The sequence below is a fragment of the Microbispora cellulosiformans genome (assembly GCF_008728085.1).
GTDB lineage: Bacteria > Actinomycetota > Actinomycetes > Streptosporangiales > Streptosporangiaceae > Microbispora > Microbispora amethystogenes.
In genome coordinates, this window is record NZ_VYTZ01000007.1 from 340,316 (window position 1) to 362,693 (window position 22,378).

Below are 22,378 nucleotides of genomic sequence, written 5' to 3' on the forward strand. Positions count from 1 at the left end.
TTCGAGTAGCACTTCAGGCCGATCCCGGGTGCGCACCGGGACAGGCCCACGCCCTCCTCGCCCCACCGGCACCGGCCACGATGCTCGGTGAACGACGAAAGCCCAGGCCGATAACGACCTGGGCTTTCGAATGGGTGCGCCGCCAGGGACTCGAACCCCGGACCCGCTGATTAAGAGTCAGCTGCTCTAACCAACTGAGCTAGCGGCGCAGAGCTCTTAGAGGTTATCGCACCCCTCGGAGCAGTCAAAATCGGACTGTAGCGACGGCCCGGCCGGCTCAGGCGGCTTCGATCAGCTCATGCGGCGCAGGATGCGGGCGGCCGTGCGCGCCAGCAGGTCGATCTGCTCCTCCGTGTACGCCGTCGTGCCGTTGGCGCGGATCCAGCCCGCGACCCGGCGGGGATAGGCGACGGTCAGCCCCTCGCCGGTCAGGACGCCGCCCCAGGACTTGATCTTGCCGCCGTGTACGGCGAGCACCGGGACGATCGTCACCGCGATCCCGGTCTCCTTGGTCAGCAGCGCGGCCATCGACTCGGCGGCGGAGATCAGGCCCTTGGCGACCGAGGTGCCGAACTTCTCGTCGAAGAACAGCCGCTCGCCGTACCGCGCGATGAGGGTGTCGGGCGACCATGCCTCGTTGTCCACGATCCACACGCCGCCGGGGCCGATGACGAGGTGGTCGATCGACGCCTCTCCGGGGACGGCCCGGCCGTCCATGACCCGGTAGCCGTGCCGGCGCAGCATGAGGCGCAGCAGCCGCCCGGTGCGCACCTCGCCGCGGCGCTTGCCCCGCCACACCGCCGTGCGCTCGTACAGGCGCCAGGCGACGAACCAGTCGACGCCACCCGCCAGGGCGCCCAGCACGACCCCCGCGACGAACGGGTTCAGCCCGAGCCGCGAGCCCAGCATGTTGCCCGCGACGAAGCCCGCGACCGCGATGGCGGCCCGAATCCGGAGCCGGTTCTTGCGCCCGGCGAACCAGAACGTCACGTACAGGTTCTGCGGCGACGCACCGGTGAACTTCTCGTCTTTCGGCACATAGATGGAACCGTTTGGCACGCCAACCCCCACAGTCTGCATGCGGCTTTCTCCCGGGATACCCGAGCGGGAATCCCAACCCTCCTAAGGTGAGGGAAGTAATGCGATTCCGCCAGTCCTTGGACAACGCATTACCCGGGCAGCGCGGTCCCCAGCCGGCGACCGACCAGTCGGTATGCTTGGGCCGGATGACGAAGGAGGTCGGGATGTCCCGGCGTGCATCGAATCTCCCCGCCCCCGCCGATCGCGGCGCGCCCGCGGAGGAGCCCGTACGGCGGCGCCTGCTCGCCGAGGCGACCCGGCTGTTCGCCGAGCGGGGCTTCGAGAGCACCTCGGTCCAGGAGATCGTCGCGGCGGCCGGGGTCACCAAGGGCGCGATGTACCACTACTTCGGGTCCAAGGACGACCTGCTGCACGAGATCTACGCCCGGGTGCTGCGCCTGCAGATGGAGCGGCTCAACCGCTTCGCCGACGCCGGGGGCCCGGTGGCCGAGCGACTCCACGCGGCGGCGACGGACGTCGTCGTGACCACGGTCGACAACCTGGACGACTCCAAGATCTTCTTCAGGTCGATGCACCAACTGGCCCCCGAGACCTACCGGAGCGTGCGGGCCGAGCGGCGCCGCTACCACGAGCGGTTCCGCGGCCTCGTCGCCGAGGGACAGCGCGACGGCGTCTTCCGCGACGACATCCCGGCCGAGATGGTGGTCGACTTCTTCTTCGGCTCGGTCCACCACCTCGGCACCTGGTATCACCCGGACGGCCCGCTGACCGGCAAGGAGGTCGGCCGCCACTTCGCCGACCTCCTGCTCGGCTCACTGCGCCCCTGAAGAGCACTTGTGATCAGACGGGCGCGGGGAGGTCCGCCGGGCCGGCGAGGGCCTCGCGGTGGTCGCCGGGGGTGCCGAGCGCGATCTGGTCGGCCTTGGCCCGCTTGAGATACAGGTGCGCGGGGTGCTCCCAGGTCATCCCGATGCCGCCGTGAAGCTGCACGCACTCTTCGGCGGCGTGGACGGCGACCGCTCCGCAGTGCGCCTGCGCCACGGCGACGGCCACTGCGACGGTGGCATCCCCCGCGACCGGCGTCTCCGCCAGCCGGGCGGCCGCGTTCCGGGCCGCCGCCCTGGCTCCCGCGATCTCCAGCCACAGGTCGGCCAGCCGGTGCTTGACCGCCTGGAACGACCCCACCGGCCGGGCGAACTGCCTGCGCTCCCTGACGTACGCGACCGTGGTGGCGAGGCACCACTCGGCGATCCCGAGCTGCTCGGAGGCGAGTAGCCCCGCGCCGCGCAGCAGGGCCTCCCGCACCCACGGCGTCTCCGGGCCGTCGGCGGTGGCGACGACGCGCGCGGGGGCCGCGGCGAACGACACCGTCGCGATCGGCCGGGTCAGGTCGAGCGAGGTGACCGGGGCCACCCATACGGCCCCCTGAACGGTGCCGGCCGGGGTCGCCTCCACCGCGCACAGGGCGGTGCCCCGCGTCAGCCGTACCGGGACGAGCAGGACGTCGGCGATCTCCGCGCCGATCAGGCCGCCGACGCTGCCGGTCACCGTGCCGTCCTCACTGAGGGCAACCGCGGGGGTCGGCGGAGCGTACGGCGAGGCCGCGAACGGCACCGCGAGCGCGGCGGTCGCCTCCCCGGACGCCAGGCGGCCCAGCAGCTCGCCGGCCACCTCTCCCCCCGTCGCTCCCCACGCTGCAAGGAGCGCCTGGGTCGCGAGGACGGCGCTGGAGAGGTACGGCACCGGCGCCACGGCGCGGCCCAGCTCCTCCAGCACGACGGCGGCCTCGCGGGCCGACGCCCCGCCCGCACCGGAAGCGGCGCCCCCGAGTTCCTCGGGCACCAGCAGCCCGGCCACGCCGATGTCGCGGGCCAGCGTCTTCCACAGCTCCGCGTCGTACGGCGTGCCTGGCTCCGCACCGGACTCGACACCGGATTCGATGCGGCCCAGCACGGCGGACGGAGAGCACCTGTCGGCGAGCAGGTCGCGCACGGCGGCCCGCAGCTCCTCCTCCACCTCCGTGTAGAGCAGAGTCATCGGGGGAGGTCCTTCCACGCGACGTCCTTGTCGGCACGCGGCTCGGCGGGCAGCCCGAGCACGCGTTCGGCGATGATGTTCCGCAGGATCTCCGAGGTGCCGCCCTCGATCGAGTTGCCCTTGGCCCGCAGGTAGCGGTAGCCCGCCTCCCGGCCGAGGAAGTCGACCGCCTCGGGGCGGCGGAAGGTCCAGTCGTCGTAGGCGAGGCCGTCCTCGCGGAGCAGCTCGACCTCCAGGCCGGAGAGCTCCTGGTGCAGCCGGGCGAAGGCGAGCTTCATCCCCGAGCCCTCCGGCCCCGGATGCCCGGCGGCGAGCTGCTCGCGCAGCCGCGCGGCCGTCAGGCGCATGACCTCCGACTCCACCCAGAGCCGCAGCAGCCGCTGGTGCAGGTCGTGGGTGCGCAGATCGGGCCGGGAGCGCCAGGTGTCGGCGACGACCTCCATCATGGTGCGGCGGACCGGCATGCCGCCGATGGCGACCCGCTCGTTCATCAGCGTGGCCTGCGCGACCCGCCAGCCGTCTCCGGCCTCGCCCAGCCGCAGCGCCTCGGGCAGGCGGACCCCGGTGAGGAAGACCTCGTTGAACTCGGCCTCGCCGGTGATCTGGCGCAGCGGGCGCACCTCGACGCCCGGCGCGTGCATGTCGCAGACGAAGTAGGTCAGCCCGCGGTGCTTGGGCACGCCGGGGTCGGTGCGGGCCAGCAGGAGACCCCAGCGGGCGGTGTGCGCGCTCGACGTCCACACCTTCTGGCCGTCCACGACCCACTCGTCGCCCTCGCGTACGGCGCGGGTGGCCAGGGTGGCGAGGTCGGAACCGGCGCCCGGCTCGCTGAAGAGCTGGCACCACACCTCCTCGCCGGTCCAGAGGGGACGCAGGAAGCGCCTCTTCTGCTCCTCGGTGCCGAAGGCGAGGATCGTGGGGGCGGCCATGCCGAGGCCGATGCCGATGCGGCCCGGCTGGTTGTCGGGCGTGCCCCTCAGCTCCCGGTCGGCCACCGCCTGCAGCTCCCGTGGCGCGCCGAGGCCGCCGAGTCCCTCGGGGAAGTGCACCCAGGCGAGCCCCGCGTCGAACCGGGCGCGCAGGAACTCCAGGCGGTCCACGGTCGCCGGGTCGTGCTCCGCGAGGAAGGCCGCGGCGCGCCGGGCGACCGACGCCTCATCCCATGTCACCAGAAGATCACCCCATGTGTCTCTTGAGCTCGCGGCTGGCCAGCGACCGCTTGTGGACCTCGTCGGGGCCGTCGGCGAACCGCAGGGCCCGTGCCCCGGCCCACAGCGCGGCGAGGGGATAGTCCTGGCTCAGCCCGGCGGCGCCGTGGGCCTGGATCGCCTTGTCCAGGATCCACTCCACGGTCGCGGGTGCGGCGATCTTGATGGCCTGGATCTCGGTGTGCGCGCCCCGGTTGCCGGCGGTGTCCATCAGCCAGGCGGTCTTGAGCACCAGCAGGCGCAGCTGCTCGATGCGCACCCGCGACTCGGCGATCCAGTCCTGGACCACCCCCTGCCGGGCCAGCGGCCCACCGAACGCCTCGCGCGACAGCACCCGGCGGCAGGTCAGCTCCACCGCCCGCTCGGCCATGCCGACGAGCCGCATGCAGTGGTGGATCCGGCCCGGCCCGAGCCGCGCCTGGGCGATGGCGAAGCCGCCGCCCTCCTCGCCGACCAGGTTGCCCACGGGCACGCGTACGTCCTCGAACACCACCTCGGCGTGGCCGCCGTGGTCGGCGTCGTCGTACCCGAAGACGGTCATGCCGCGACGTACGGTGAGACCGGGAGTGTCACGCGGGACGAGCACCATGCTCTGCTGCCGGTGCCGGGGCGCCTCGGGGTCGGTCTTGCCCATCACGACGAAGACCCGGCAGTTTGGGTTCATCGCGCCGGTGATGTACCACTTGCGGCCGTTTATGACGTACTCGTCGCCGTCCCTCCTGATGGAGGTCGCGATGTTCGTCGCGTCGGAGGATGCCACCTCGGGCTCGGTCATCGCGAAGGCCGACCTGATCTCCCCGGCCAGCAGCGGCTCCAGGTACTCCGCGCGCTGCCGCTCGCTGCCGAACTCCGCCAGCAGTTCCATGTTGCCGGTGTCGGGGGCGGCGCAGTTGGTCGCGGGCGGCGCGATGGCCGGTGACCTGCCCATGATCTCGGCGAGCGGCGCGTACTGGAGGTTGGTCAGGCCCGCGCCCCGCTCTCCGGGCAGGAAGAGGTTCCACAGGCCGCGCGCGCGGGCCTCGGCCTTCAGGTCCTCCAGCAGCGGCGGCGGACCCCAGCCGCCCGCCGCCCGGACCTGGGCCGCCTGCTCGTGGAAGGCGTGCTCGGCCGGGTGGACGCACTCGTCCATGAAGGCGAGCAGCCTGGCCCGCAGCTCCTCCGTCCTCTCGTCGAACGCGAAGTGCATTCAGACCTCCATGAGCCCGCGGGCGACGAGCGGGGCGACCTGCTCGCCGATCCCGGCGAAGCCCTCCCCCACCGTGAGGCCCATCGCATGACGGAAGTGGATGCCCTCGGCGATCACCGCGAGCTTGAAGCAGGCGAGGCCGGTGTACCAGCCGAACCGGGACAGGTCGCGCCCGGACGCCTCCCCGTAGTGGGCGGCGAGCTCGGCCCCCGCTTCGATCGGCAGGGGTGGCGCCTCACCTCCGGCCTCGCTCACCGCGCCGACGGCGCGGCCCGCGGCGGGGTCGAGCGCGGCGACCTCGCCGTACAGGAGGAACAGCGCCAGGTCGGTGAGCGGGTCGCCGAGTGTGGACATCTCCCAGTCGAGCACGGCCCGCACCTCGCCGCCGGCGACCAGCGTGTTGCCGAGCTTGAAGTCGCCGTGCAGGATCGCCGAACCACCCTGAGGGGGTACGTCGCGGATGAGGCGTTCGTACAGGTCGTCGAAGCCGGGGACGTCCCGGCTGCGGGAGGCGTCGAGCTGCCGCTTCCACCGGGCGGCCTGCCGCTCCAGGAAGCCCTCCGGCCTGCCGAAGTCGCCGAGCCCCACGCTCCCGGGAGCGATCGAGTGCAGCGCGGCCAGCACGTCCACCAGCGCGTGGGCGAGGGCGGGGGTCAGCGGCGGCTGCCCGCCCTCGACGTGCTCCATCACGAAGAAGGGCGCGCCGATCACCTCGGCGTCCCGGCACAGATGGAACATGAGCGGCACGGGGACCGCGGTGTCGCGCAGTGCGCTCATCACCTGGTGCTCCCGCGCCATGTCGTGGGCCGTGGCCAGAACATGGCCGAGCGGCGGCCGGCGCACGACGTACGTCCGCTCGGCGTCGCGGACGACGTAAGTGAGGTTGGACCTCCCGCCGACGATCAGCTCGGCGGTGAGCGGCCCCTCGGTCAGGCCCGCGCGCTGGAGGTGCCCGGCGAGGCGGGCGAGATCGAGGCCGGGCGGGTCGGCGTCCACCCCGTGAGCGTACCGACCAGCCGGTATGCGTGTCGACACGGCGCCGCGCAAGTGGTCCTCGCCGACGCCGCCGAAGTGGCCGTTCTCCGCGCCGTACGCCCTCGGTAGCGTCGGCCGCATGACCGCGAAGATGCCCGCGCCCGTCGTGCTCGACGGCCGCGTCGTACGGCTGGAGCCTCTCGCCCTCGGCCACGTCCCCGACCTGTACGCCGCCGGCCGGGACGACACGGAGGTGTGGCGGTTCAGCCCGCGGGTCTTCCCGGCTTCCGAGGAGGGGATGCACCGCCACGTGGCGGGCCTCCTCGCCAGGCCGCTGACCACCCAGTTCGCCGTGATCCTCAAGGCGACCGGGCGGGCGGTCGGCTCGACCGCCTACTGGGACGTCGCGGGCTTCGACGAGAGCGTGGAGGTGGGGTCCACCTGGTACGCCAGGGCCCACTGGCGCACGGGCGTGAACACCGACTGCAAGATCCTGCTGCTCGACCACGCCTTCGCTCTCGGGTTCAACCGCGTCGTGCTGCGGACCGACATCCGCAACCTGCGGTCGCAGGCCGCCATCGAGCGCATCGGCGGGGTGCGGGAGGGCGTGCTCCGCCGGCAGTTGCGCCGCCCCGACGGGACCTGGCGCGACAGCCCGCTGTACTCCGTCCTGGACGACGAGTGGCCGTCCCATCGCGCCCGCCTGGAGGGCCGGTTCGCGACGTTGCTCAGCTCCGGAGGAACAGGCTCATGAGGTCCTCGCAGGCCGCGCGCAGGTCCTCCGGGGACGGGGTGCCGCCCGCGCCCGCCACCGCGTCGAACAGCAGGCCCTCGACGTAGGCCACCATCTGCCCGCCCCGGCGTACGGGGTCGGGCGAGCCCGCGGCGGCCAGCATGGCGACGGCGGGCTCCCGGATGCGGCGGCCCAGCTCGTCGTACAGCCCGCGCAGCTCCGGCCGGCGGGTCGCCTCCAGCGCCAGTTCGTACCGGGCGACCGTGGTCTCCCGGTGCTCGGTCATCGCCGCGTACGCGAAGGCGGCGAGCAGGTCCGTCAGGTCGCCGGCGCCCCCCTCGCCGAACGGGAGGCCGGACACGACCGTGGAGAGCGCCGCCGCCTCGCGCTCCGACAGCCGGGCCAGCGTCAGCTCCAGCAGCGCCGCACGCGTGCGGGCGCAGTTCGACGTGGACCCGGGAGGGAGACCGGCGGCCTCGTCGACCGCCCGGTGCGTCAGCCCCCGCATGCCGCGCTCGGCCAGGATCGCGATGGCCGCGTCCGCGACGAGGACCGCCCGCTGACTGTTCACGGCCCCCATCGTACGGGCGCACTACAGGCGTAGTAGCCTCTAACTACATCTGTAGTGAGGGAGGCCGGACATGGCGCACGCGGTGGTGGCCGGCGCGGGCATCGGCGGGCTGACGGCGGCATTGGCCCTGGCGCGGAACGGCTGGCAGGTGACGGTGCTGGAGCAGGCGGCCTCGATCGAGCCGGTCGGCGCGGGGCTCGCGGTCGCGCCCAACGCGCTGCGGGCCCTGGACGTGATCGGGCTCGGGGACGAGGTCAGGAAGCTGTCGGCGATCCAGGGCGAGGCGGGCCTCCGGCGGCCGTCCGGCCGCTGGCTGTCGCGGACCACCGCCGAGGACGCCGCCGCCCGCTACGGCGACTCGACCGTGCTGCTCACCCGGTCGGCGCTGGTCGGCATCCTCGCCGCGCGCCTGCCGGAAGACGCCCTGCGGCTGGGCACCAGGGCCGAGTCGGCCGACCCCGGGACGGGCCTGGTCACCCTCACCATCCCCACAGGCGGCACAGAGACGATCCGGGCCGATCTCGTCGTGGCGGCGGACGGGATCCGGTCGCGGACCCGCGCGGCGCTGTTCCCCGGCCACCCTGAGCCCGTCTACACGGGCGTGACGAGCTGGCGGGCGATCGTCCCCTGCCCCGGAGCGGTCGGCGCGTCGGAGACCTGGGGGGCGGGCCTGGTCTTCGGGGTCATGCCGCTGGCGGGCGGCCAGGTCTACTGCTACGCCACCGCGCCGGTCGCCGCGGGCCTGCGCGCGGAGAGCGAGAAGGACGAGCTGATCCGCCTGTTCGGCCGCTGGCACGACCCGATCCCCGCGCTGCTGGCCGCCGCCGACCCGGACGCGGTGCTGCGCCACGACATCTACGCGCTCGACACCCCGCTGCCCGCGTTCCACTCCGGGCGGATCGCGCTGCTGGGTGACGCGGCGCATCCCATGACGCCCAACCTCGGGCAGGGCGCCTGCCAGGCGATCGAGGACGCGGTCGTGCTCGCCCGGCACGTCTCGCCGGGCAGCCCCACCCAGATCACTGGGGGGCTCGCCGCGTACAGCCGGGAACGGCTGGCCCGGACGACGCCGATCGTGCGGCGGTCGCGGCTGATCGGGCGGATCAGCGGCTGGCGCGATCCGCTGGCGGTCGCCCTGCGCGACGGCGCGATGCGTGCGGCGGGCCTGCTCGGCCCCGCGGTCGCGGTGCGCCAGTTCGACAGCGTCTTCCGCTGGCCCGCCTGAGAACTTCCCGAGGGGTCAGGCCGCCTCGGGCGTCACCGCGCTCACCGGCTCCTCGCGCGGGCCCGGCTCGCCGCGTACGACGGCGGGTTTGGAGTGGTCGGGGGCCAGGCGGCCCAGGGTGACCGTCCCGGCGATCAGCAGGGCGGCGGCCAGCAGCGCGGGAACCACCTTGTCGGGCCCGGTGGGCAGCGACTCGCCCAGCAGCAGGGCCCCCGCCGCCACCGACGTGAGGGGATCGACCACCTGCACTCCGGCGTAGGCGATCCCGAAGTAGCCCACGGCGTACGACTTCTGCAGCAGCACGATGGCGCAGACCAGCAGCACCGGGATGGCCAGGGTGAACCAGTGGACCAGCCGCCCGAGGTCCCCGTGGAGCCCGCCGCCGACCACCCGGACGAACGTGGACACGGTCGCGGTCACCGCGCCCGCGCCGACCGACATCAGCAGTGCCTTCAGCGGTCCCCGCAGCAGGCGCGCGGCGGTGAAGGTGACGGCGGCGACCAGGGCGACGCAGCCGATCAGCGCGAGGGCACCTCCGTCCGACAGCACGGGGGTCACGTTGTGCGCCGGGACCAGCAGCATCAGGCCGAGCAGGCCCACCGCCACCGCGATCGACCCGGCGATCTCGGCCCGCCGGGGGCGCCTGCCGTGCAGCGTGGCGGCGAGCGGCACCGCGAAGACCAGCGTCGCCACGCTCACCGGCTGCACGACGACGAGCGGGGCCACGCTGAGCGCCACGGCGTGCAGGGACGCGCCCGCGAAGCCGATCACCCCGCCGATCAGCCAGCGGGGCCTTCGCACGAGCGCGAGCGTCGCCCCGTCGCGCACGGCTTCGAACTGCTGCAGCGCCGCGCCCAGCGCGTACCCGAGCGCCCCGACGAGGGCGATCGCCACTCCCGCCCAGATCATGCGTGCCGGCCGGGGTGCCGGGAGCCGACGGTGTGTCCAGATATCACCACGCAAGTTTAGGGGGAGTGGGTCCGCGCCACGGGAACCCGCGACTCTCAGGACCGTGCCGGGCCCACTCTTCAAGCCCCCGTGCGTGCGGACCCCGGGAAGGCGCGGTGTCCTCAGTCGGTGCCGCTGGACAGGGCGAGGTCGACGACCTCGGTGTTCTCGGTCACCCAGGTGGCGGACAGCCCTCCCTCCTTGACCAGAGCCTCGCCGGTGGCCTTGAGGACTCCGATCCGATTGCCCGCGAGCGCGAGTTCGAGGACGTTCAGGTTCTCGGTGACCCAGGTCGCCGACAGGCCCCCCTCCTTCACCAGCGCCGTGCCGTCACCGCGGACGACGCCGATGCGGTCGCCGGCCAGGACGAGCTGCTTCACGGCCGTGTGCTCGGTCACCCAGGTGGCGGACAGCCCGCCCGCCTTGACCAGCGCGGCACCGCCCGCCCGGACCACGCCGACGCGGTCGCCCGACAGCGCGAGCTGCCTGACGTCGTCGTGCTCCAGCACCCAGCTCGCCGACAGGCCGCCCTCCTTCACCCAGGCCCTCCCATCGCCCCTCAGGACGCCGATGCGGTCGCCCGACAGCGCGAGCTGCTTGACGTCGTCGTGCTCCAGCACCCAGTTGGTCGACAGGCCGCCCTCCTTCACCCAGGCCCTCCCATCGCCCCTCAGGACGCCGATGCGGTCGCCCGACAGCGCCAGTTGCTTGACGTTGTCGTGCTCCAGCACCCAGTTGGTCGACAGGCCCCCCTCCTTCACCCAGGCCCTCCCGTCCCCGGTGAGGACGCCGATACGGTCACCCGCGAGCGCGATCTGGACGACTCCGTCGTGTTCCAGCACCCAGCTCGCCGACAGACCACCCTCCTTGACCAGGGCCTCGCCGCCGCCCTTGAGCACGCCGATCCGGGGCAGGGCGCCGGCCGCGCGCGACTGGGCACTCGCCGCGGTCGTGCCCAATCCGGCCGGTAGCAGGCCCGCCGCACAGGCGAGAGTCGCCCCGAGGAGAACCAGGCCGGAGCGGGTCGCCGAACGAGTTGTCATGAATGCCTCCGCATCGCATCGGGCGGGCCCCTCGCCCGCCAGGAACCGATCACGGAGAGACTAGATATGATCACGCGATGTAATCACGCTTCTTGCATCGTCAGGAGAGTCGGCCACACTGCGCCCGCTTCAGGACCACTGGGCCCGCTTCAGGACCTTTCGGGACAGACGCAGAAAAGGTGTCCCTCGGGGTCGGCGAGCACGACCCAGTCGCCCGGCTGGAACTCGGGCTTGGTCGCCCCGAGCGCGACGTACTCCTCCACGGCCCTGGCCACGTCGGGCACCCGGAAGTCGAGGTGGAACTGCTTGTCCGCGCCGGGCCAGGACGGCGCCTTCCAGTCGGGCACCCGCTGGAAGTAGACGGCCGTCGTGTCGTCGCCGATGCCGGCGTACTCGTCTTCGGCATACTGCACCGGCAGCCCGGTGATCTGGGAGTAGAAGTCGGCGAGCCTCTTCGGCTCGGCGCAGTCCATGGTCACGGCGATGAGCTTCGCGATCGTTGTCATACGGCCATGCTGCCGCGCGTACCTGTCAGGGAGTGTCAGGTACGCTCACCTGTCGCGCGCCCCGATAGTGGGACCATGAACCGGGCATGTGGAACCAGTCGGACCCAAGAGTCGTTGGAGCGGATGTGACGCGGGTAGGTCGATGGATCAGGCGGTTCCTGGAGAAGCCGGGAAGCGTCGATCTCGCCCCCTTCCAGCGGATCGCGGCGGAGGCGGCCGGGCGTGAGGCCGAGGCCGGCCGGCGCGACGAACTGCGCCCCGCCGTCGTCGACCCGGCCTGGGTCGGCACGGCCGACTTCTGCGCGGTGATGCGGGAGGCGGCCCGCCGCGCGCTCGGCCAGCGGCCGTACGACGTGCAGCTCGCGGGCATGCTGGCGCTGCTGGAGGGCCACGTCGCGCAGATGGCCACCGGCGAGGGGAAGACGCTGGTCGGGGCCATGGCGGCGGCCGGGTACGCGCTGCGCGGCGCCCGCGTCCACGTGGTCTCGGTCAACGACTACCTCGCCCGCCGCGACGCCGAGTGGATGGGCCCGCTCTACGAGACACTGGGCCTGACGGCCGGATGGGTCGCCGAGACCTCCACGCCGGAGGAGCGCAGGAAGGCGTACGCGTGCGACGTCACGTACGCGGCGGTGAGCGAGCTCGGCTTCGACGTGCTGCGCGACCGGCTGTGCACCGACCCGGCCGAGCTGGTCGTGCCGGCCCCGGAGGTCGCGCTCGTGGACGAGGCCGACTCGGTGCTGGTGGACGAGGCCCGGGTGCCCCTGGTGCTGGCCGGCGCGGCCGACGCGGGCACGGCCCTGCCCGAGATGGCGGCCCTCGTACGGCGGCTGTCGCGCGGCTACCATTACACGATCGACGAGGAGGGCCGGGCCGTCTTCCTCACCCCCAAGGGCATCGACACGGTCGAGAAGGCCCTCGGCGTCGACATCTACGAGCACCCCGGCGTGGTCACGCAGGTCAACCTCGCGCTGCACGCCCACACGCTGCTCACCCGGGACGTCGACTACATCGTCAGGGACGGCAAGGTCGAGCTCGTCAACACCTCGCGCGGCCGGGTCGCGGCGCTGCAGCGCTGGCCGGACGGGCTGCAGGCCGCCGTGGAGGCCAAGGAGCACCTGCAGGCGTCGGAGACCGGCGAGATCCTCGACTCGATCACCGTGCAGGGTCTCATCCACCGCTATCCCCGCGTGTGCGGCATGACCGGCACCGCCGTCGCCGTGGGCGAGCAGCTCCGCGAGTTCTACGACCTCTCCGTCGTGGTCGTCCCGCCCAACCGGCCCTGCGTACGGGTGGACGAGCCCGATCGGATCTTCGCGACCGCGGAGGACAAGGAGGGGGCGCTGCTGGACGAGATCGAGACCCGGCACGCCACCGGGCAGCCGATCCTCGTCGGCACGCTCGACGTCGCCGAGTCCGAGCGCCTGGCCGGGGCCCTGGCCGCCAGAGGCCTCTCCGCGACCGTCCTGAACGCGAAGAACGACGCCGAGGAGGCGCAGATCATCGCGCGGGCCGGACGGCGCGGGGCCCTCACGGTCTCCACCCAGATGGCCGGGCGCGGCACCGACATCCGGCTCGGCGCGGCCGGCCCGGGCGAGGAGGACCCCGGCGAGGAGGACGAGGTCGCCTCGCTGGGCGGCCTCTACGTCATCGGCACCGGCAGGCACGACAGCAGCAGGCTGGACGACCAGCTCCGGGGCCGGGCCGGGCGGCAGGGCGACCCGGGCGGCTCGGTGTTCTTCGTCAGCGGCCAGGACCCGCTCCTGACGGTCTACGCGCCGGACCAGTCGCTGCCGCCCGCCGACGCCGACGGCGCCGTACGGAAACCGGAGGCGCACGCGCTCGTGGCGCACGCCCAGCGGGTGGCCGAGGGCGTGAACCTGGAGATCCACCGCAACACGTGGCGGTACACCCGGCTGCTGGAGCGCCAGCGGGCGGAGGTGCTCGAACAGCGCGACCGGGTGCTGCGCGGCGACACCGGGGCGCGGGCGCTCGAGTCGGCCTGCCCGGAGCGTTACCGCGAGCTGTGCGAGACGGCGGGCGAGGAGGTGGTCGAGCGGGCCGCCCGGCAGATCGTGCTCTACCACCTCGACCAGTGCTGGACCGAGCACCTCGGCTTCCTGTCCGACCTGCGCGAGGGCATCCACCTGCGCGCGCTCGGGCGGCTCAACCCGCTCGACGAGTTCAACCGCGAGTCCGTCCCCGCCTACCGGGCGATGCTGGACGAGGTCGAACGGCTCTCCCGGGAGACCTTCGAGAAGGCCGACGTCACCCGCGATCTCGCGGACCAGGGCCTGAAGCGGCCCACGGCGACCTGGACCTATCTCGTGCAGGACAACCCGTTCGGCTCCGAGTGGGACCGGGTGTTCAACCGGGTGGCGGGAGCGCTCCGGGGCCGTAAAAGGTAGACCCCGCCCCTCCCGCCCCGGTCCCTATCGGGCCTCGTCGCCGCTCGACCGGCGGGTGACCCGGCTGTGCACCACTTTCGCGCTCACCGCGACGAGCGCGCACACGACGATCGCGGCGGAGACGGCCGGAGCGGCGTCGTCGCGGCCGGACGGATCGCCGGTGGCGGACACGGGCGTGACCGACTGGACCGACGCCGTACCGGTCGTGGCGGCGGCCGCCGGGGTCTCGGCTCCGTCCGCCCGTGCCGCCGGGGCCGCGCCGCCCGCCGCGTCCTGCCCGCCGGCGAAGGGGGCCATCGCCGCCGCGGCGGCCTCGGCCTGGGCGGCGGGAGAAGCCGGCCCCTGAGCCGACTCCTGAGCCGACTCCTGAGCCGGCTTCTGCGCCGGGGCCTCCTTGGCAGCCTGCGTGGAGGCGGTCGTCTGCGACTCCCCGGAGGTCCCGGAGGCGGCGTCGGATGCCTCGGAAGGGGCGGGGGCCGCGGTCGGGCACGGAGGCGGCGGCGCGGCCTTGTCCCGCACGCCGTACGCGCCGGTGGAGAACGGCTTTGGCGCGCCCGTCTTGCCGCGTCCCTCGCCCCATTCGGTGATGACGTACTTCACGGGGATGTGGCCGAGCCCGCCCGCGCCCTCGACGGTGAGCGAGCCACTGTCCCAGGTGCCGCCGGTGAGGTCGGCGAACGTCTTGCCGTCGAGGTCGAGCATCACCCCGCTGCTGGAGGGGACGCCGGGGCCGCGGTCGCCGACGAAGAAGTCGGCTTTCTTGCCCTGGTAGATCACATAGCCCTTGGTGCCCATGGGCCAGCTCGGGCTGGCCGCGAGGCCCTTCTGCATCGGCTCGCCCGAGGCGGGGGCTCCGGTGTCGCCGTTGATGCCCGAGCCGTCGTCCCAGAAGTAGGACGCGGTCGTCTTGCCGGTGTACAGCACCGTCCGGCCGTCGGCCGTGGGACAGCCGACCTCGGGGACGGCCGGAGCTTCGGCCGCCTCGGCGGCGTGTGCGGGGAGGGAGACCGCCGCGAGGGAGACGGCGGTCGCGTGCTGCTGATGGGGGTCCGCGTAGCTGGAAATGGGGGATCTCCTGACTGGTCACGGTTGGGTAACCGGACACTAAACCAGGAAGACCCCAAATCTCGACATTAAGGACGAAAGTTTTACTTTCTGGACGAACACCCCATCGCGCGGCAAAGTCAGATGTGGACGTGCCCTCCTCCCAGAGGGCCGGAGCGGGAGGAGGGCACGCGAGGCACGAGAAGAAGATCAGGACGACAGCAGGCGGGATCGCAGTCCGGCCCCGAACCCGGTCGGTGTCCCGTTGTAGTCACTGATCAGGGACGGCCCGGTGGAGCAGTCCCAGGTGTTCCAGGTCCAGCCGAGGTAGGACAGTCCCTTGGCGTCGAACCAGTTCATGACCTGGTCGATGAACCCGTGGGAGCACGTGTTCTCTCCGATCTCCCCGGCGACCAGCGGAACCTGGGCGGCCACCGGCGCGAGCTGGCTGTCCCAGCACGAGGCGCTGACGCAGGAGTTGAAGTTGTACACGTGCCACGCGGCGGCCAGGTTGCCCCGCGAGTCGGTGGGCTTGTACTGCAGCCACTGCGTCAGGTCGTTGGAGTAGGCCAGGCCGCCCAGCAGGATGATGTTCGTCGCGCCGGTGGCCCGGACGGTGTTCACCAGCGACTGGAACCCCGCGACCTGGTAGGAGATGCCGGGGCAGGTGCCGCCGTCCCGCCAGCAGGTCCACCCCGACGTCGCGCCGCCGGTCGCCCGTTCCGGGTAGGGCTCGTTGAACAGGTCGAACACGACCTCGTCCCGGCCCTTGAACGCGTTGGCGACGCCGGTCCAGAACTGCGGCGCGTACTGCGCGTCCGGCATCGGCTTCTGGCAGGAGGCGTGCACGTCGGAGCAGCCGGAGGAGTTGCCGGTGTACTGGCCGTAGTTCCAGTGCATCTCGACGATCGGGGTGATGCCCTTGGCGACGAGCCGGTCGACGTACGACCTGACCTCGTTCTGGTAGGCGGCGCCGCCGTACGACGCCTGGATGTTGCTCAGGCCGAGCCAGCACTCCTCGTTCAGCGGGATGCGGACGGCCCTGACCTTCCAGGTCTTCATCACGTCGATCGCCGCGTTGTCGACCGGGCCGTCCCAGACGCCGCGCCCCTGGACGCACATGAACTCGCCGCCCGAGCGGTTGACCCCCAGCAACCGGTACGCCGCGCCGGTCGAGGCGTTCACGATCTTGTTGCCCGACACCTTCAGCTTCGGCGCCGCGCCCGTCTGCGGGCTGGGCGACGCCGAGGGGCTGGCGGAGGGCGACGGACTGGGCGACGGACTGGGTGACGCGCTGGGCGACCGCGTGGGCGAGGCCGACGGGGACGCGGAGGGGGACGCCGAGGGCGACTGCGGGGTGCCGTTGCAGGAGACGCCGTTCAGCTTGAAGTCGGACGGCGCCGGGTTGCTCCCGGACCAGGTGCCGTTGAAGCCGACGCTCGTCGACGCGCCGGCGGCCAGGGACCTGTTCCAGTCGAGCGCGGCCGCCGTCACGGCGCTGCCCGACTGGCTCCAGGTCGCCGACCAGCCCTGCGCGACCTTCTGGCCGCTGTTCGGGAACGTGAACGTGAGCGTCCAGTCGTTAACCGGATCACCCAGGTTCTGGATGCTGAGATTGGCGGACATGCCGCCCTGCCACTCGCTGGCCGTGTAGGTCACCTTGCACGCGACGGCGGCCTCGGCCGCCGTCGTGTGTCCCAAGGCGAGCCCGCCCGCGGCCACCAGGCCGAGAACGGTGAGGATGACGCCTCTGCGCCGCATGGTCCGTCCTTCCGTGTCGCCCGCTCCGCCGTCGGGGCGCTCGCGTCACCGGTCGTGCCTCCCCACCCGTCGAACGGGTCCGGACCGGCGGCGCGCCCCTCCGGCGCGCGGAGTGAGAAGACCGCAGCGAAGCGTCGTGAACTCGACCGGTTCAGTCAAAGGTGACGGAGGGGCCGCTCCGCCGACCTGCGTGGACGCGGACCACGGGGGTGAAATTTTCACCTGGGCGGCGGGCCCGAGAGAGGGCGCTCTCCCACGGCGCACGACACCGTCCAGCGGCACAAGTATCGTCCAGGTCGGAGGTGGCGGCCTTCCGGGCCGGGGCGGCCGTACGTATGGTTCACCCGCAGCGCCTGAGCCTCCCGGGGGGGCCAGGGTGCGGTGACAGCGGCAGCGGGCCTGGATGGAGGTCCTCTCGTCCGCGCCGGCCGGCAGACAGGAGCACACCCGTGACAGACGCGACGTCCCTCCTGCTCGAACGCCTGCACGCGGCCGGTCTGACCGACGTCGTCGCGGTCGAGCCGGCCACCGGAGGCCTCGCCGCGATCGCGGGACTCGCGCGCCGCGGTGACGGCACGCCGGTGTTCGTCAAGGCGTTCGGCGAGCCGCCGTCGGACGACGCCTTCGCCGCGGAGGCCGAAGGGCTCACCGTGCTCCGCGCGACGGGCGGCGTCGCCACGCCCGAGATCATCCTCGCGGACCGCGACCTGCTCGTGCTGTCCGCGCTGCGGCCCCGGCCGGGCACCGAGGCCTTCTGGGAGCAGCTCGCGCATGCGCTCGCCCACCTGCACACCACCACGCGGCACTCCCGGTTCGGGTGGCATCGGGACAACTGGCTGGGCCGTCGCCGGCAGGTCAACACCTGGGACGACGACGGGCACGAGTTCTTCGCCCGGCACCGTCTGCTGCGCTGGCTCGGCGAGCGTCGCGTCCAGGAGGCGCTCGACGCCGCGGACCGGGCGGCGCTGGAGCGGCTGTGCGACCGGCTGCCCGAGCTGCTGCCGGTCGGGCCCGCGTGCCTGACGCACGGCGACCTGTGGGCGCAGAACATCATGGCCACTCCCGGCGGGCGGCCCGCGCTGATCGACCCGGCCGTGTCGTACACGTGGGCCGAGGTCGACCTGGCCCACCTGTGGACGACGGCGCCGCCGCCCGAGGCGCACGTGTTCTTCGAGCTGTACGCCGAGCTGACCGGGCTCGACCACGGCTGGCGCGAACGCATGCCGATCCTCCAGCTGCGCCAGCACCTGGCCGTGATCGCCCAGTTCGAACCCGACTGGGGCGCCGCGGATCTCGTGCGCGCCACGCTCGCCCCGTTCCGGCGGCGGCCCTGAGATCAGGCGTCGCCCTCGCGCAGGACGGCGGCGGGGACCGGGATCGCCGGGAACGGGTTGTCCGGCAGGAGGATCAGGCGGCGCGGGCCGCCCCCTGCCATACCCCCCGTTGCGCCCGAAGCGGCGTCCTCGGTGGCGGCCTCGGTGGCGGCGAGGTGCAGGAGCGCGGTCCCGATCCCGGCGGCGCCGACCATGTAGCCGGTGTCGGCGGTGAACTCCTCCGGACGCAGCCGGCGGTACGCCTGGTACCAGCGGAAGCCGTCCGCCTCGTCCCCGGCCGCGCGGCCGATGAGGTCGGCGGCGAGGGTGCGGGCGAAGGCGAGGTACGGCTCCCGCCCGGTGGCGGCGTACAGGCCGGTGAACAGCTCCAGGAGCCCGGCCGTGCCGCAGCACAGGCAGGCCACGTCCCAGTGACCCGGTGGGGTGTGCTCCGGCAGCCCGCTCTGCACGATCCCGTGGGCGAGACGCTCCACCCAGTCCAGGTCGCCGGGGTCGCCCGTGACGCGGTGCAGCTCGTGGAACATCCGGGCCACCCCGGCCGCGCCGGAGCAGAAGCCGAGGTAGTGGAGGCGGCGCCCCTGCGGCAGGTGGTGCGGGACGCGGGCGCACCTGTCGGTGACCACGCTGACCGTGCGGACGAAGTCGGCCCCCCGGCGGGCCGCCGCGAGGAACCGCGCGTCGCGGGTCACACCGTGCAGCCGGGCGAGCAGGAACGCGGCGCCCGCCGTCCCCGACAGGAACCCCGGCGTGACGGCGTCCACGGGCAGGTCGGGGCAGGCCTTCCCGCCGAAGCGGTGACCGGGCACGGCGAGGGCCGCGACGCGCCCGCCCGCCTCGACGGCCACCTCCTCGTACGCCGACACCCCGAGAAGGCCCGAGGCGTGCAGCAGCGCGAGCACGATCCCCCCGTCGCCGCGCAGCGCCGGGTCCCCGGTCCAGCCGGCGCCGTCGTCGAACCGGCGGACATCGCGCACCAGGCCGTCGGCGACGGCGTGGGCCGCCTCGTGGACCTCCTCGTCACCGGTCGCCCAGCCGGTCTCGGCCATCGCGAAGAGCATCCCCGCCCGGCCGTGGTAGAAGGTCGGGTCGCGCTGCTCCCGCCACGTCGCGGCGAGCCGCCGCGCCCCCGCGAGCGCGTCGTCCAGGTACGTCCGGTCACCCGTGGCGGCGGCGGCCTCCAGGAAGAACAGCACGACGCCGGCCGCCCCCGCGTACAGGGAGGAGGTGCTCCCCGCGCCGGCCGACCGGCCCCGGGGGTCGGGATTGGCCAGCCAGTGCCGTCCGAGGGCGTCGTCGACGGCCGCCGACCTCACCCAGCGCGCGGCCATGACGGCGGCGGTGGTCGGCGTCTCACATGGCCAGGTACTCATCGCCCGATTCTCCCACGAATCCGGTAGGAAATTAAGGCTACCGTCTCCCAGTAGAAGCCTACGGCGAGGTGAGACCCGATCACACTCATCCTGGTCAGGTGGGATGCGGGGTGAAGGAACGGGGATCGCGCCGCAGCGGATGACCCTCGGGGATCTCGACGAGCACGATCGGCAGACCGTCGGGATCCTCGATCCACATCTCCACCAGCCCCCACGGTTCCAGCCGTGGCGGGTGCGACACCCGCACCCCCGCGGCGGCCAGCCGGTCGTGCTCCGCCCGGACGTCGCGGACCTGCAGCCACAGCGCCGGGCTCTCCCGCCCGCCGCCGCCGTGCGAGGAGATCTCCAGGAATCCGGCCCCGAGGAAGAACACCACCCCGGGGTCCTCGGCCGGCCCGAACTCCCGGCTCACCGCCAGGCCCAGGACGTCCCGGTAGAAGCGGCGGCTCGCGGCCCGATCGGCGGAGCGCAGGAGCACGCGGCCGCTCAGCACCTCCATCAGGGCCTCGTCAGGCGATCGGCGTGTGGTCGTCCGTCCGGTCTCATCGCGGTGTCCTTTCCACGGGGCCTCTCTCCGTGGCACTCCCCGGCGGGAGCCACGTGACGGTGGTGCCCATCTGGGGCATGCGACTAAAGGAGGGATTACGGCAAACGACGGCCAAGGGAGGAGACGCGGCCAGGGGCCTTTCGTCCCCCGGAACGTGACGGACGGCGGTGCCGCCGCCGGCCCCCGGTGCGGAATGCTGGTCTGGTGCCGGCCGTGTTGCTGATCGCGTTGCCGGTCGCGCGCCGAACGAGGCAGTACGAATCGACTGTGAAGAAGAGGAACGCATGAGTGAGAACACCGCACCCGCCGGCCTGCCGCACCTGGAGAAGCTGGACCGCGACGACTGCCTGCGGCTGATCTCCCCCGGCGGCGTGGGCAGGATCGCCTTCACCCACCCCGGCGGCCCGGTGATCCTGCCGGTCAACTACACGGTGGAGCAGGGCGCGGTGCTGTTCCGCACGGCGCTCGGCGGCCCGATGGACGCCGACCTGCGCACGGGCGTCAACGGGGCCGACTTCATGGTCGCCTTCGAGGTCGACCGCATCGACGAGAGGACGCGGGAGGGCTGGAGCGTGCTCGTCCGCGGCGGGGCCCACCACGTGACCGGCGACGTGCACAAGGAGGTCGAGACCTGGGCGGGCGGCGAACGCCCCCTCTACATCCGGATCGTGCCGGTCGAGATCAGCGGCCGGCGTATCCAGCACGGCTAGCCGTGGACGCCTGGGTGGTGGCCCGGCCGGGGCCGGTCGCGACGCGACCCCTGGAGCGGGCCGAACTGCCGGACCCCGTGCCCGGACCGGGGGAACTGCTGGTCCGCGTCGAGGTGTGCGCGGTCTGCCGCACCGACCTGCACCTCGCCGAGGGTGATCTTCCCCCGAGACGCCCGCGTACGGTCCCCGGGCACGAGGTGGTGGGACGGGTGGCGGCCCTCGGCCCGGACACGGCGGGGCCGCCGCCCGGTTCACGGGTGGGCGTGGCGTGGCTGCGCTCGACCTGCGGCCGGTGCCGCTACTGCCTGCGGGGCGCGGAGAACCTGTGTCCCGCGTCCGCCTACACGGGCTGGGACGCCGACGGCGGCTACGCCGGACTGCTGACCGCCCCCGCCGCGTACGTCTACCCGTTGCCGGAAGACGTCCCGGCCGAGACGCTGGCGCCGCTGCTGTGCGCGGGAATCATCGGATACCGGGCGCTGGCCCGCGCCGATCTGCCCCCGGGCGGCCGGCTCGGGATCTACGGCTTCGGCGCCTCGGCGCACCTGACCGCGCAGATCGCGATCGCCGAGGGCGCGACCGTGCACGTGATGACGAGGTCGGCGGCGGCCCGCGACCTCGCGCTCCGGCTGGGCGCGGCCTCCGCCGGGGGCAGCTCCGACCCGCCGCCGGAGCCCCTGGACGCGGCCATCCTGTTCGCGCCGGTGGGCGACCTCGTGCCGGTCGCCCTCGCCGCGCTCGACCGGGGCGGGACGCTCGCGGTCGCCGGGATCCACCTGACCGACATCCCGGTGCTGAACTACCAGCGCCATCTGTTCCAGGAACGCACGCTGCGCAGCGTCACCGCCAACACCCGCGAGGACGGCCGGGAGTTCCTCCGGCTGGCGTCCCTCCACCACCCCCAGGTCACGACCACGCCCTACCCCTTCGCGGCCGCCGACCGGGCCCTGGCCGACCTCGCCGCCGACCGGGTGGAGGGGGCGGCCGTCCTGCTCATGGACGGGTGACGGGCGGGATCACCCGGCCCAGGTCGTCGACCTCGTACGAGACGTCGGAGTCGACGTCGACCACGCCGTCGACCCGCCAGACGGCCTCCAGCAGCGCCCTCAGCTGGGACCGCCGCTCCACGCTGCCCTCCAGGTAGACGATCCCGTCCTCGACCCGCAGGGAGCACCGCCCCGTGCAGGGCCCGATCACGTCGAGGACGTCCTCGTGGATGTCCTCCGAGGAGCGGCAGAACACTCTGATCAGGTCGGACTTGCGGACCAGCCCGGTGATCCGCCCCGTGACCGCGTCCACCACCGGGAGGTCCTTGATCCGGTTCCGGTGCATGAGCCAGGCCGCCTGCCGCACCGGGGTGTCCTCGGTGACCGTGATCGCGGGAGTGCTCATGAGATCGCGGACCCGCCGCCCGGCCGCCTTCCTCCGCTCCCGGTGGCGCGAGGGCCCCTCGAAGAGCAGGTCGCCCATCCGCCGGTCCATGTCCTTGAGCAGCAGGTCGTCCTCGCTGACCATGCCGAGCACCCGCCGGTCGCCGTCCACGACGGGGACCGCTCCGACGTGGAACCGGCACATCGCGGTCACCACCTCGCCGAACGAGGCGTCCGCCTCGACCGCGACCACGAACCTGTTCATGACGTCCCGGACGGTCATGGGCATGGTGTATTCCTCCCCGTCCCTCCTCAGACTTCGTCATACCCACCGGCGGTGCGAGCGGCGAACGTCCTCGCG

General features: G+C 73.1%; 21 protein-coding genes and 1 tRNA gene. 7 read left to right on the forward strand and 15 right to left on the reverse strand.

The genetic code is table 11. From position 1 onward, the window contains the following. Positions 1-135 precede the first annotated feature (135 nt). Together F5972_RS21315 and F5972_RS21320 are read right to left on the reverse strand one after the other, a co-directional pair. Positions 136-209 (reverse strand) — tRNA-Lys (locus F5972_RS21315). 82 nt (positions 210-291) lie between these two features. Next, on the reverse strand, positions 292-1,038 hold the full coding sequence (locus F5972_RS21320) for a nuclease-related domain-containing protein (RefSeq protein WP_225311706.1): 747 nt from the start codon (positions 1,036-1,038) through the stop codon (positions 292-294). A gap of 206 nt (positions 1,039-1,244) precedes the next feature. Here F5972_RS21320 and F5972_RS21325 point away from each other — a divergent pair, with 206 nt between their 5' ends. After that, the gene (locus F5972_RS21325) at positions 1,245-1,868 is read left to right on the forward strand and encodes a TetR/AcrR family transcriptional regulator (RefSeq protein ID WP_150935567.1); all 624 of its coding nucleotides are present in this window, start codon (positions 1,245-1,247) and stop codon (positions 1,866-1,868) included. Between the two features lie 13 nt (positions 1,869-1,881). Here F5972_RS21325 and F5972_RS21330 read toward each other — a convergent pair whose 3' ends face one another. From F5972_RS21330 to F5972_RS21345, 4 genes are read right to left on the reverse strand one after another with little or no spacing between them, the layout of a single operon-like run. Beyond that, positions 1,882-3,078 (reverse strand): acyl-CoA dehydrogenase family protein, encoded by a 1,197-nt coding sequence (locus F5972_RS21330; RefSeq protein WP_150935341.1) that lies wholly within the window; start codon positions 3,076-3,078, stop codon positions 1,882-1,884. Beyond that, the gene (locus F5972_RS21335) at positions 3,075-4,247 is read right to left on the reverse strand and encodes an acyl-CoA dehydrogenase family protein (RefSeq protein ID WP_150935342.1); all 1,173 of its coding nucleotides are present in this window, start codon (positions 4,245-4,247) and stop codon (positions 3,075-3,077) included. Before F5972_RS21335 ends, F5972_RS21330 begins: the two co-directional genes overlap by 4 nt. A gap of 7 nt (positions 4,248-4,254) precedes the next feature. Continuing rightward, positions 4,255-5,472 carry an acyl-CoA dehydrogenase family protein gene (locus F5972_RS21340; RefSeq protein WP_150935343.1) on the reverse strand — a complete coding sequence of 406 codons (1,218 nt, stop codon included), beginning with the start codon at positions 5,470-5,472 and terminating at the stop codon, positions 4,255-4,257. Then, the gene (locus tag F5972_RS21345) at positions 5,473-6,468 is read right to left on the reverse strand and encodes a phosphotransferase family protein (RefSeq protein ID WP_150935344.1); all 996 of its coding nucleotides are present in this window, start codon (positions 6,466-6,468) and stop codon (positions 5,473-5,475) included. Positions 6,469-6,493: 25 nt separating this feature from the next. Here F5972_RS21345 and F5972_RS38910 point away from each other — a divergent pair, with 25 nt between their 5' ends. Next, positions 6,494-7,201, forward strand: a complete 708-nt coding sequence (locus tag F5972_RS38910) for a GNAT family N-acetyltransferase (protein WP_263641847.1) — start codon at positions 6,494-6,496, stop codon at positions 7,199-7,201. Here F5972_RS38910 and F5972_RS21355 read toward each other — a convergent pair. Further along, entirely contained in the window at positions 7,176-7,751 is a 576-nt protein-coding gene (locus tag F5972_RS21355; protein WP_204284448.1) for a TetR/AcrR family transcriptional regulator, read from the reverse strand. The genes F5972_RS38910 and F5972_RS21355 overlap by 26 nt on opposite strands. Before the next feature lie 70 nt (positions 7,752-7,821). Between F5972_RS21355 and F5972_RS21360 the strand changes: the two genes are divergently transcribed. Further along, entirely contained in the window at positions 7,822-8,976 is a 1,155-nt protein-coding gene (locus F5972_RS21360) for an FAD-dependent monooxygenase (protein WP_150935346.1), read from the forward strand. A gap of 15 nt (positions 8,977-8,991) precedes the next feature. Here the strand turns inward: F5972_RS21360 and F5972_RS21365 are convergent, their stop codons facing one another. From F5972_RS21365 to F5972_RS21375, 3 genes are all read right to left on the reverse strand, one after another. Next, positions 8,992-9,885 carry a DMT family transporter gene (locus tag F5972_RS21365; RefSeq protein ID WP_150935347.1) on the reverse strand — a complete coding sequence of 298 codons (894 nt, stop codon included), beginning with the start codon at positions 9,883-9,885 and terminating at the stop codon, positions 8,992-8,994. Between the two features lie 161 nt (positions 9,886-10,046). After that, the gene (locus F5972_RS21370; protein WP_150935348.1) at positions 10,047-10,967 is read right to left on the reverse strand and encodes a peptidase S1; all 921 of its coding nucleotides are present in this window, start codon (positions 10,965-10,967) and stop codon (positions 10,047-10,049) included. Between the two features lie 149 nt (positions 10,968-11,116). Continuing rightward, complete coding sequence (locus F5972_RS21375) at positions 11,117-11,473, reverse strand: VOC family protein (protein ID WP_150935349.1); 357 nt, start codon at positions 11,471-11,473, stop codon at positions 11,117-11,119. A 125-nt stretch (positions 11,474-11,598) separates the two neighbouring features. On the opposite strand from F5972_RS21375, the gene secA2 reads away from it, so the two are divergent. Continuing rightward, on the forward strand, positions 11,599-13,881 hold the full coding sequence (gene secA2 / locus F5972_RS21380) for an accessory Sec system translocase SecA2 (protein ID WP_225311707.1): 2,283 nt from the start codon (positions 11,599-11,601) through the stop codon (positions 13,879-13,881). A 24-nt stretch (positions 13,882-13,905) separates the two neighbouring features. Here secA2 and F5972_RS38275 read toward each other — a convergent pair whose 3' ends face one another. Together F5972_RS38275 and F5972_RS21390 are read right to left on the reverse strand one after the other, a co-directional pair. Beyond that, the gene (locus tag F5972_RS38275; protein WP_225311708.1) at positions 13,906-14,805 is read right to left on the reverse strand and encodes a hypothetical protein; all 900 of its coding nucleotides are present in this window, start codon (positions 14,803-14,805) and stop codon (positions 13,906-13,908) included. 330 nt (positions 14,806-15,135) lie between these two features. Next, on the reverse strand, positions 15,136-16,686 hold the full coding sequence (locus F5972_RS21390; protein WP_150935351.1) for a cellulose binding domain-containing protein: 1,551 nt from the start codon (positions 16,684-16,686) through the stop codon (positions 15,136-15,138). Positions 16,687-17,135: 449 nt separating this feature from the next. On the opposite strand from F5972_RS21390, the gene F5972_RS21395 reads away from it, so the two are divergent. After that, the gene (locus tag F5972_RS21395) at positions 17,136-18,020 is read left to right on the forward strand and encodes a fructosamine kinase family protein (protein ID WP_150935352.1); all 885 of its coding nucleotides are present in this window, start codon (positions 17,136-17,138) and stop codon (positions 18,018-18,020) included. A 2-nt stretch (positions 18,021-18,022) separates the two neighbouring features. On the opposite strand, the gene F5972_RS21400 is transcribed toward F5972_RS21395, so the two are convergent. Together F5972_RS21400 and F5972_RS21405 are read right to left on the reverse strand one after the other, a co-directional pair. Further along, on the reverse strand, positions 18,023-19,390 hold the full coding sequence (locus F5972_RS21400) for a lanthionine synthetase LanC family protein (protein WP_150935353.1): 1,368 nt from the start codon (positions 19,388-19,390) through the stop codon (positions 18,023-18,025). Positions 19,391-19,484: 94 nt separating this feature from the next. Then, complete coding sequence (locus tag F5972_RS21405) at positions 19,485-19,889, reverse strand: VOC family protein (protein WP_150935354.1); 405 nt, start codon at positions 19,887-19,889, stop codon at positions 19,485-19,487. A gap of 332 nt (positions 19,890-20,221) precedes the next feature. Between F5972_RS21405 and F5972_RS21410 the strand changes: the two genes are divergently transcribed. Both F5972_RS21410 and F5972_RS21415 read left to right on the forward strand, forming a co-directional pair. After that, entirely contained in the window at positions 20,222-20,647 is a 426-nt protein-coding gene (locus F5972_RS21410; protein ID WP_150935355.1) for a pyridoxamine 5'-phosphate oxidase family protein, read from the forward strand. Between the two features lie 2 nt (positions 20,648-20,649). Further along, positions 20,650-21,654 carry a zinc-dependent alcohol dehydrogenase family protein gene (locus F5972_RS21415; RefSeq protein ID WP_150935356.1) on the forward strand — a complete coding sequence of 335 codons (1,005 nt, stop codon included), beginning with the start codon at positions 20,650-20,652 and terminating at the stop codon, positions 21,652-21,654. On the opposite strand, the gene F5972_RS21420 is transcribed toward F5972_RS21415, so the two are convergent. Continuing rightward, entirely contained in the window at positions 21,641-22,306 is a 666-nt protein-coding gene (locus F5972_RS21420; protein WP_150935357.1) for a CBS domain-containing protein, read from the reverse strand. The two genes, F5972_RS21415 and F5972_RS21420, sit on opposite strands and share 14 nt — an antisense overlap. Between the last annotated feature and the right edge of the window lie 72 nt (positions 22,307-22,378).

Excerpts from the sequence above, each read along its gene's own strand:
- F5972_RS21325 (WP_150935567.1), top strand. The coding sequence starts at position 1,245 with ATGTCCCGGCGTGCATCGAATCTCCCCGCCCCCGCCGATCGCGGCGCG.
- F5972_RS21330 (WP_150935341.1), bottom strand. The coding sequence starts at position 3,078 with ATGACTCTGCTCTACACGGAGGTGGAGGAGGAGCTGCGGGCCGCCGTG.
- F5972_RS21340 (WP_150935343.1), bottom strand. The coding sequence starts at position 5,472 with ATGCACTTCGCGTTCGACGAGAGGACGGAGGAGCTGCGGGCCAGGCTG.
- F5972_RS38910 (WP_263641847.1), top strand. The coding sequence starts at position 6,494 with ATGCGTGTCGACACGGCGCCGCGCAAGTGGTCCTCGCCGACGCCGCCG.
- F5972_RS21360 (WP_150935346.1), top strand. The coding sequence starts at position 7,822 with ATGGCGCACGCGGTGGTGGCCGGCGCGGGCATCGGCGGGCTGACGGCG.
- F5972_RS21365 (WP_150935347.1), bottom strand. The coding sequence starts at position 9,885 with ATGATCTGGGCGGGAGTGGCGATCGCCCTCGTCGGGGCGCTCGGGTAC.
- F5972_RS21370 (WP_150935348.1), bottom strand. The coding sequence starts at position 10,967 with ATGACAACTCGTTCGGCGACCCGCTCCGGCCTGGTTCTCCTCGGGGCG.
- F5972_RS21375 (WP_150935349.1), bottom strand. The coding sequence starts at position 11,473 with ATGACAACGATCGCGAAGCTCATCGCCGTGACCATGGACTGCGCCGAG.
- F5972_RS21390 (WP_150935351.1), bottom strand. The coding sequence starts at position 16,686 with ATGCGGCGCAGAGGCGTCATCCTCACCGTTCTCGGCCTGGTGGCCGCG.
- F5972_RS21400 (WP_150935353.1), bottom strand. The coding sequence starts at position 19,390 with ATGAGTACCTGGCCATGTGAGACGCCGACCACCGCCGCCGTCATGGCC.
- F5972_RS21405 (WP_150935354.1), bottom strand. The coding sequence starts at position 19,889 with ATGGAGGTGCTGAGCGGCCGCGTGCTCCTGCGCTCCGCCGATCGGGCC.
- F5972_RS21410 (WP_150935355.1), top strand. The coding sequence starts at position 20,222 with ATGAGTGAGAACACCGCACCCGCCGGCCTGCCGCACCTGGAGAAGCTG.
- F5972_RS21420 (WP_150935357.1), bottom strand. The coding sequence starts at position 22,306 with ATGCCCATGACCGTCCGGGACGTCATGAACAGGTTCGTGGTCGCGGTC.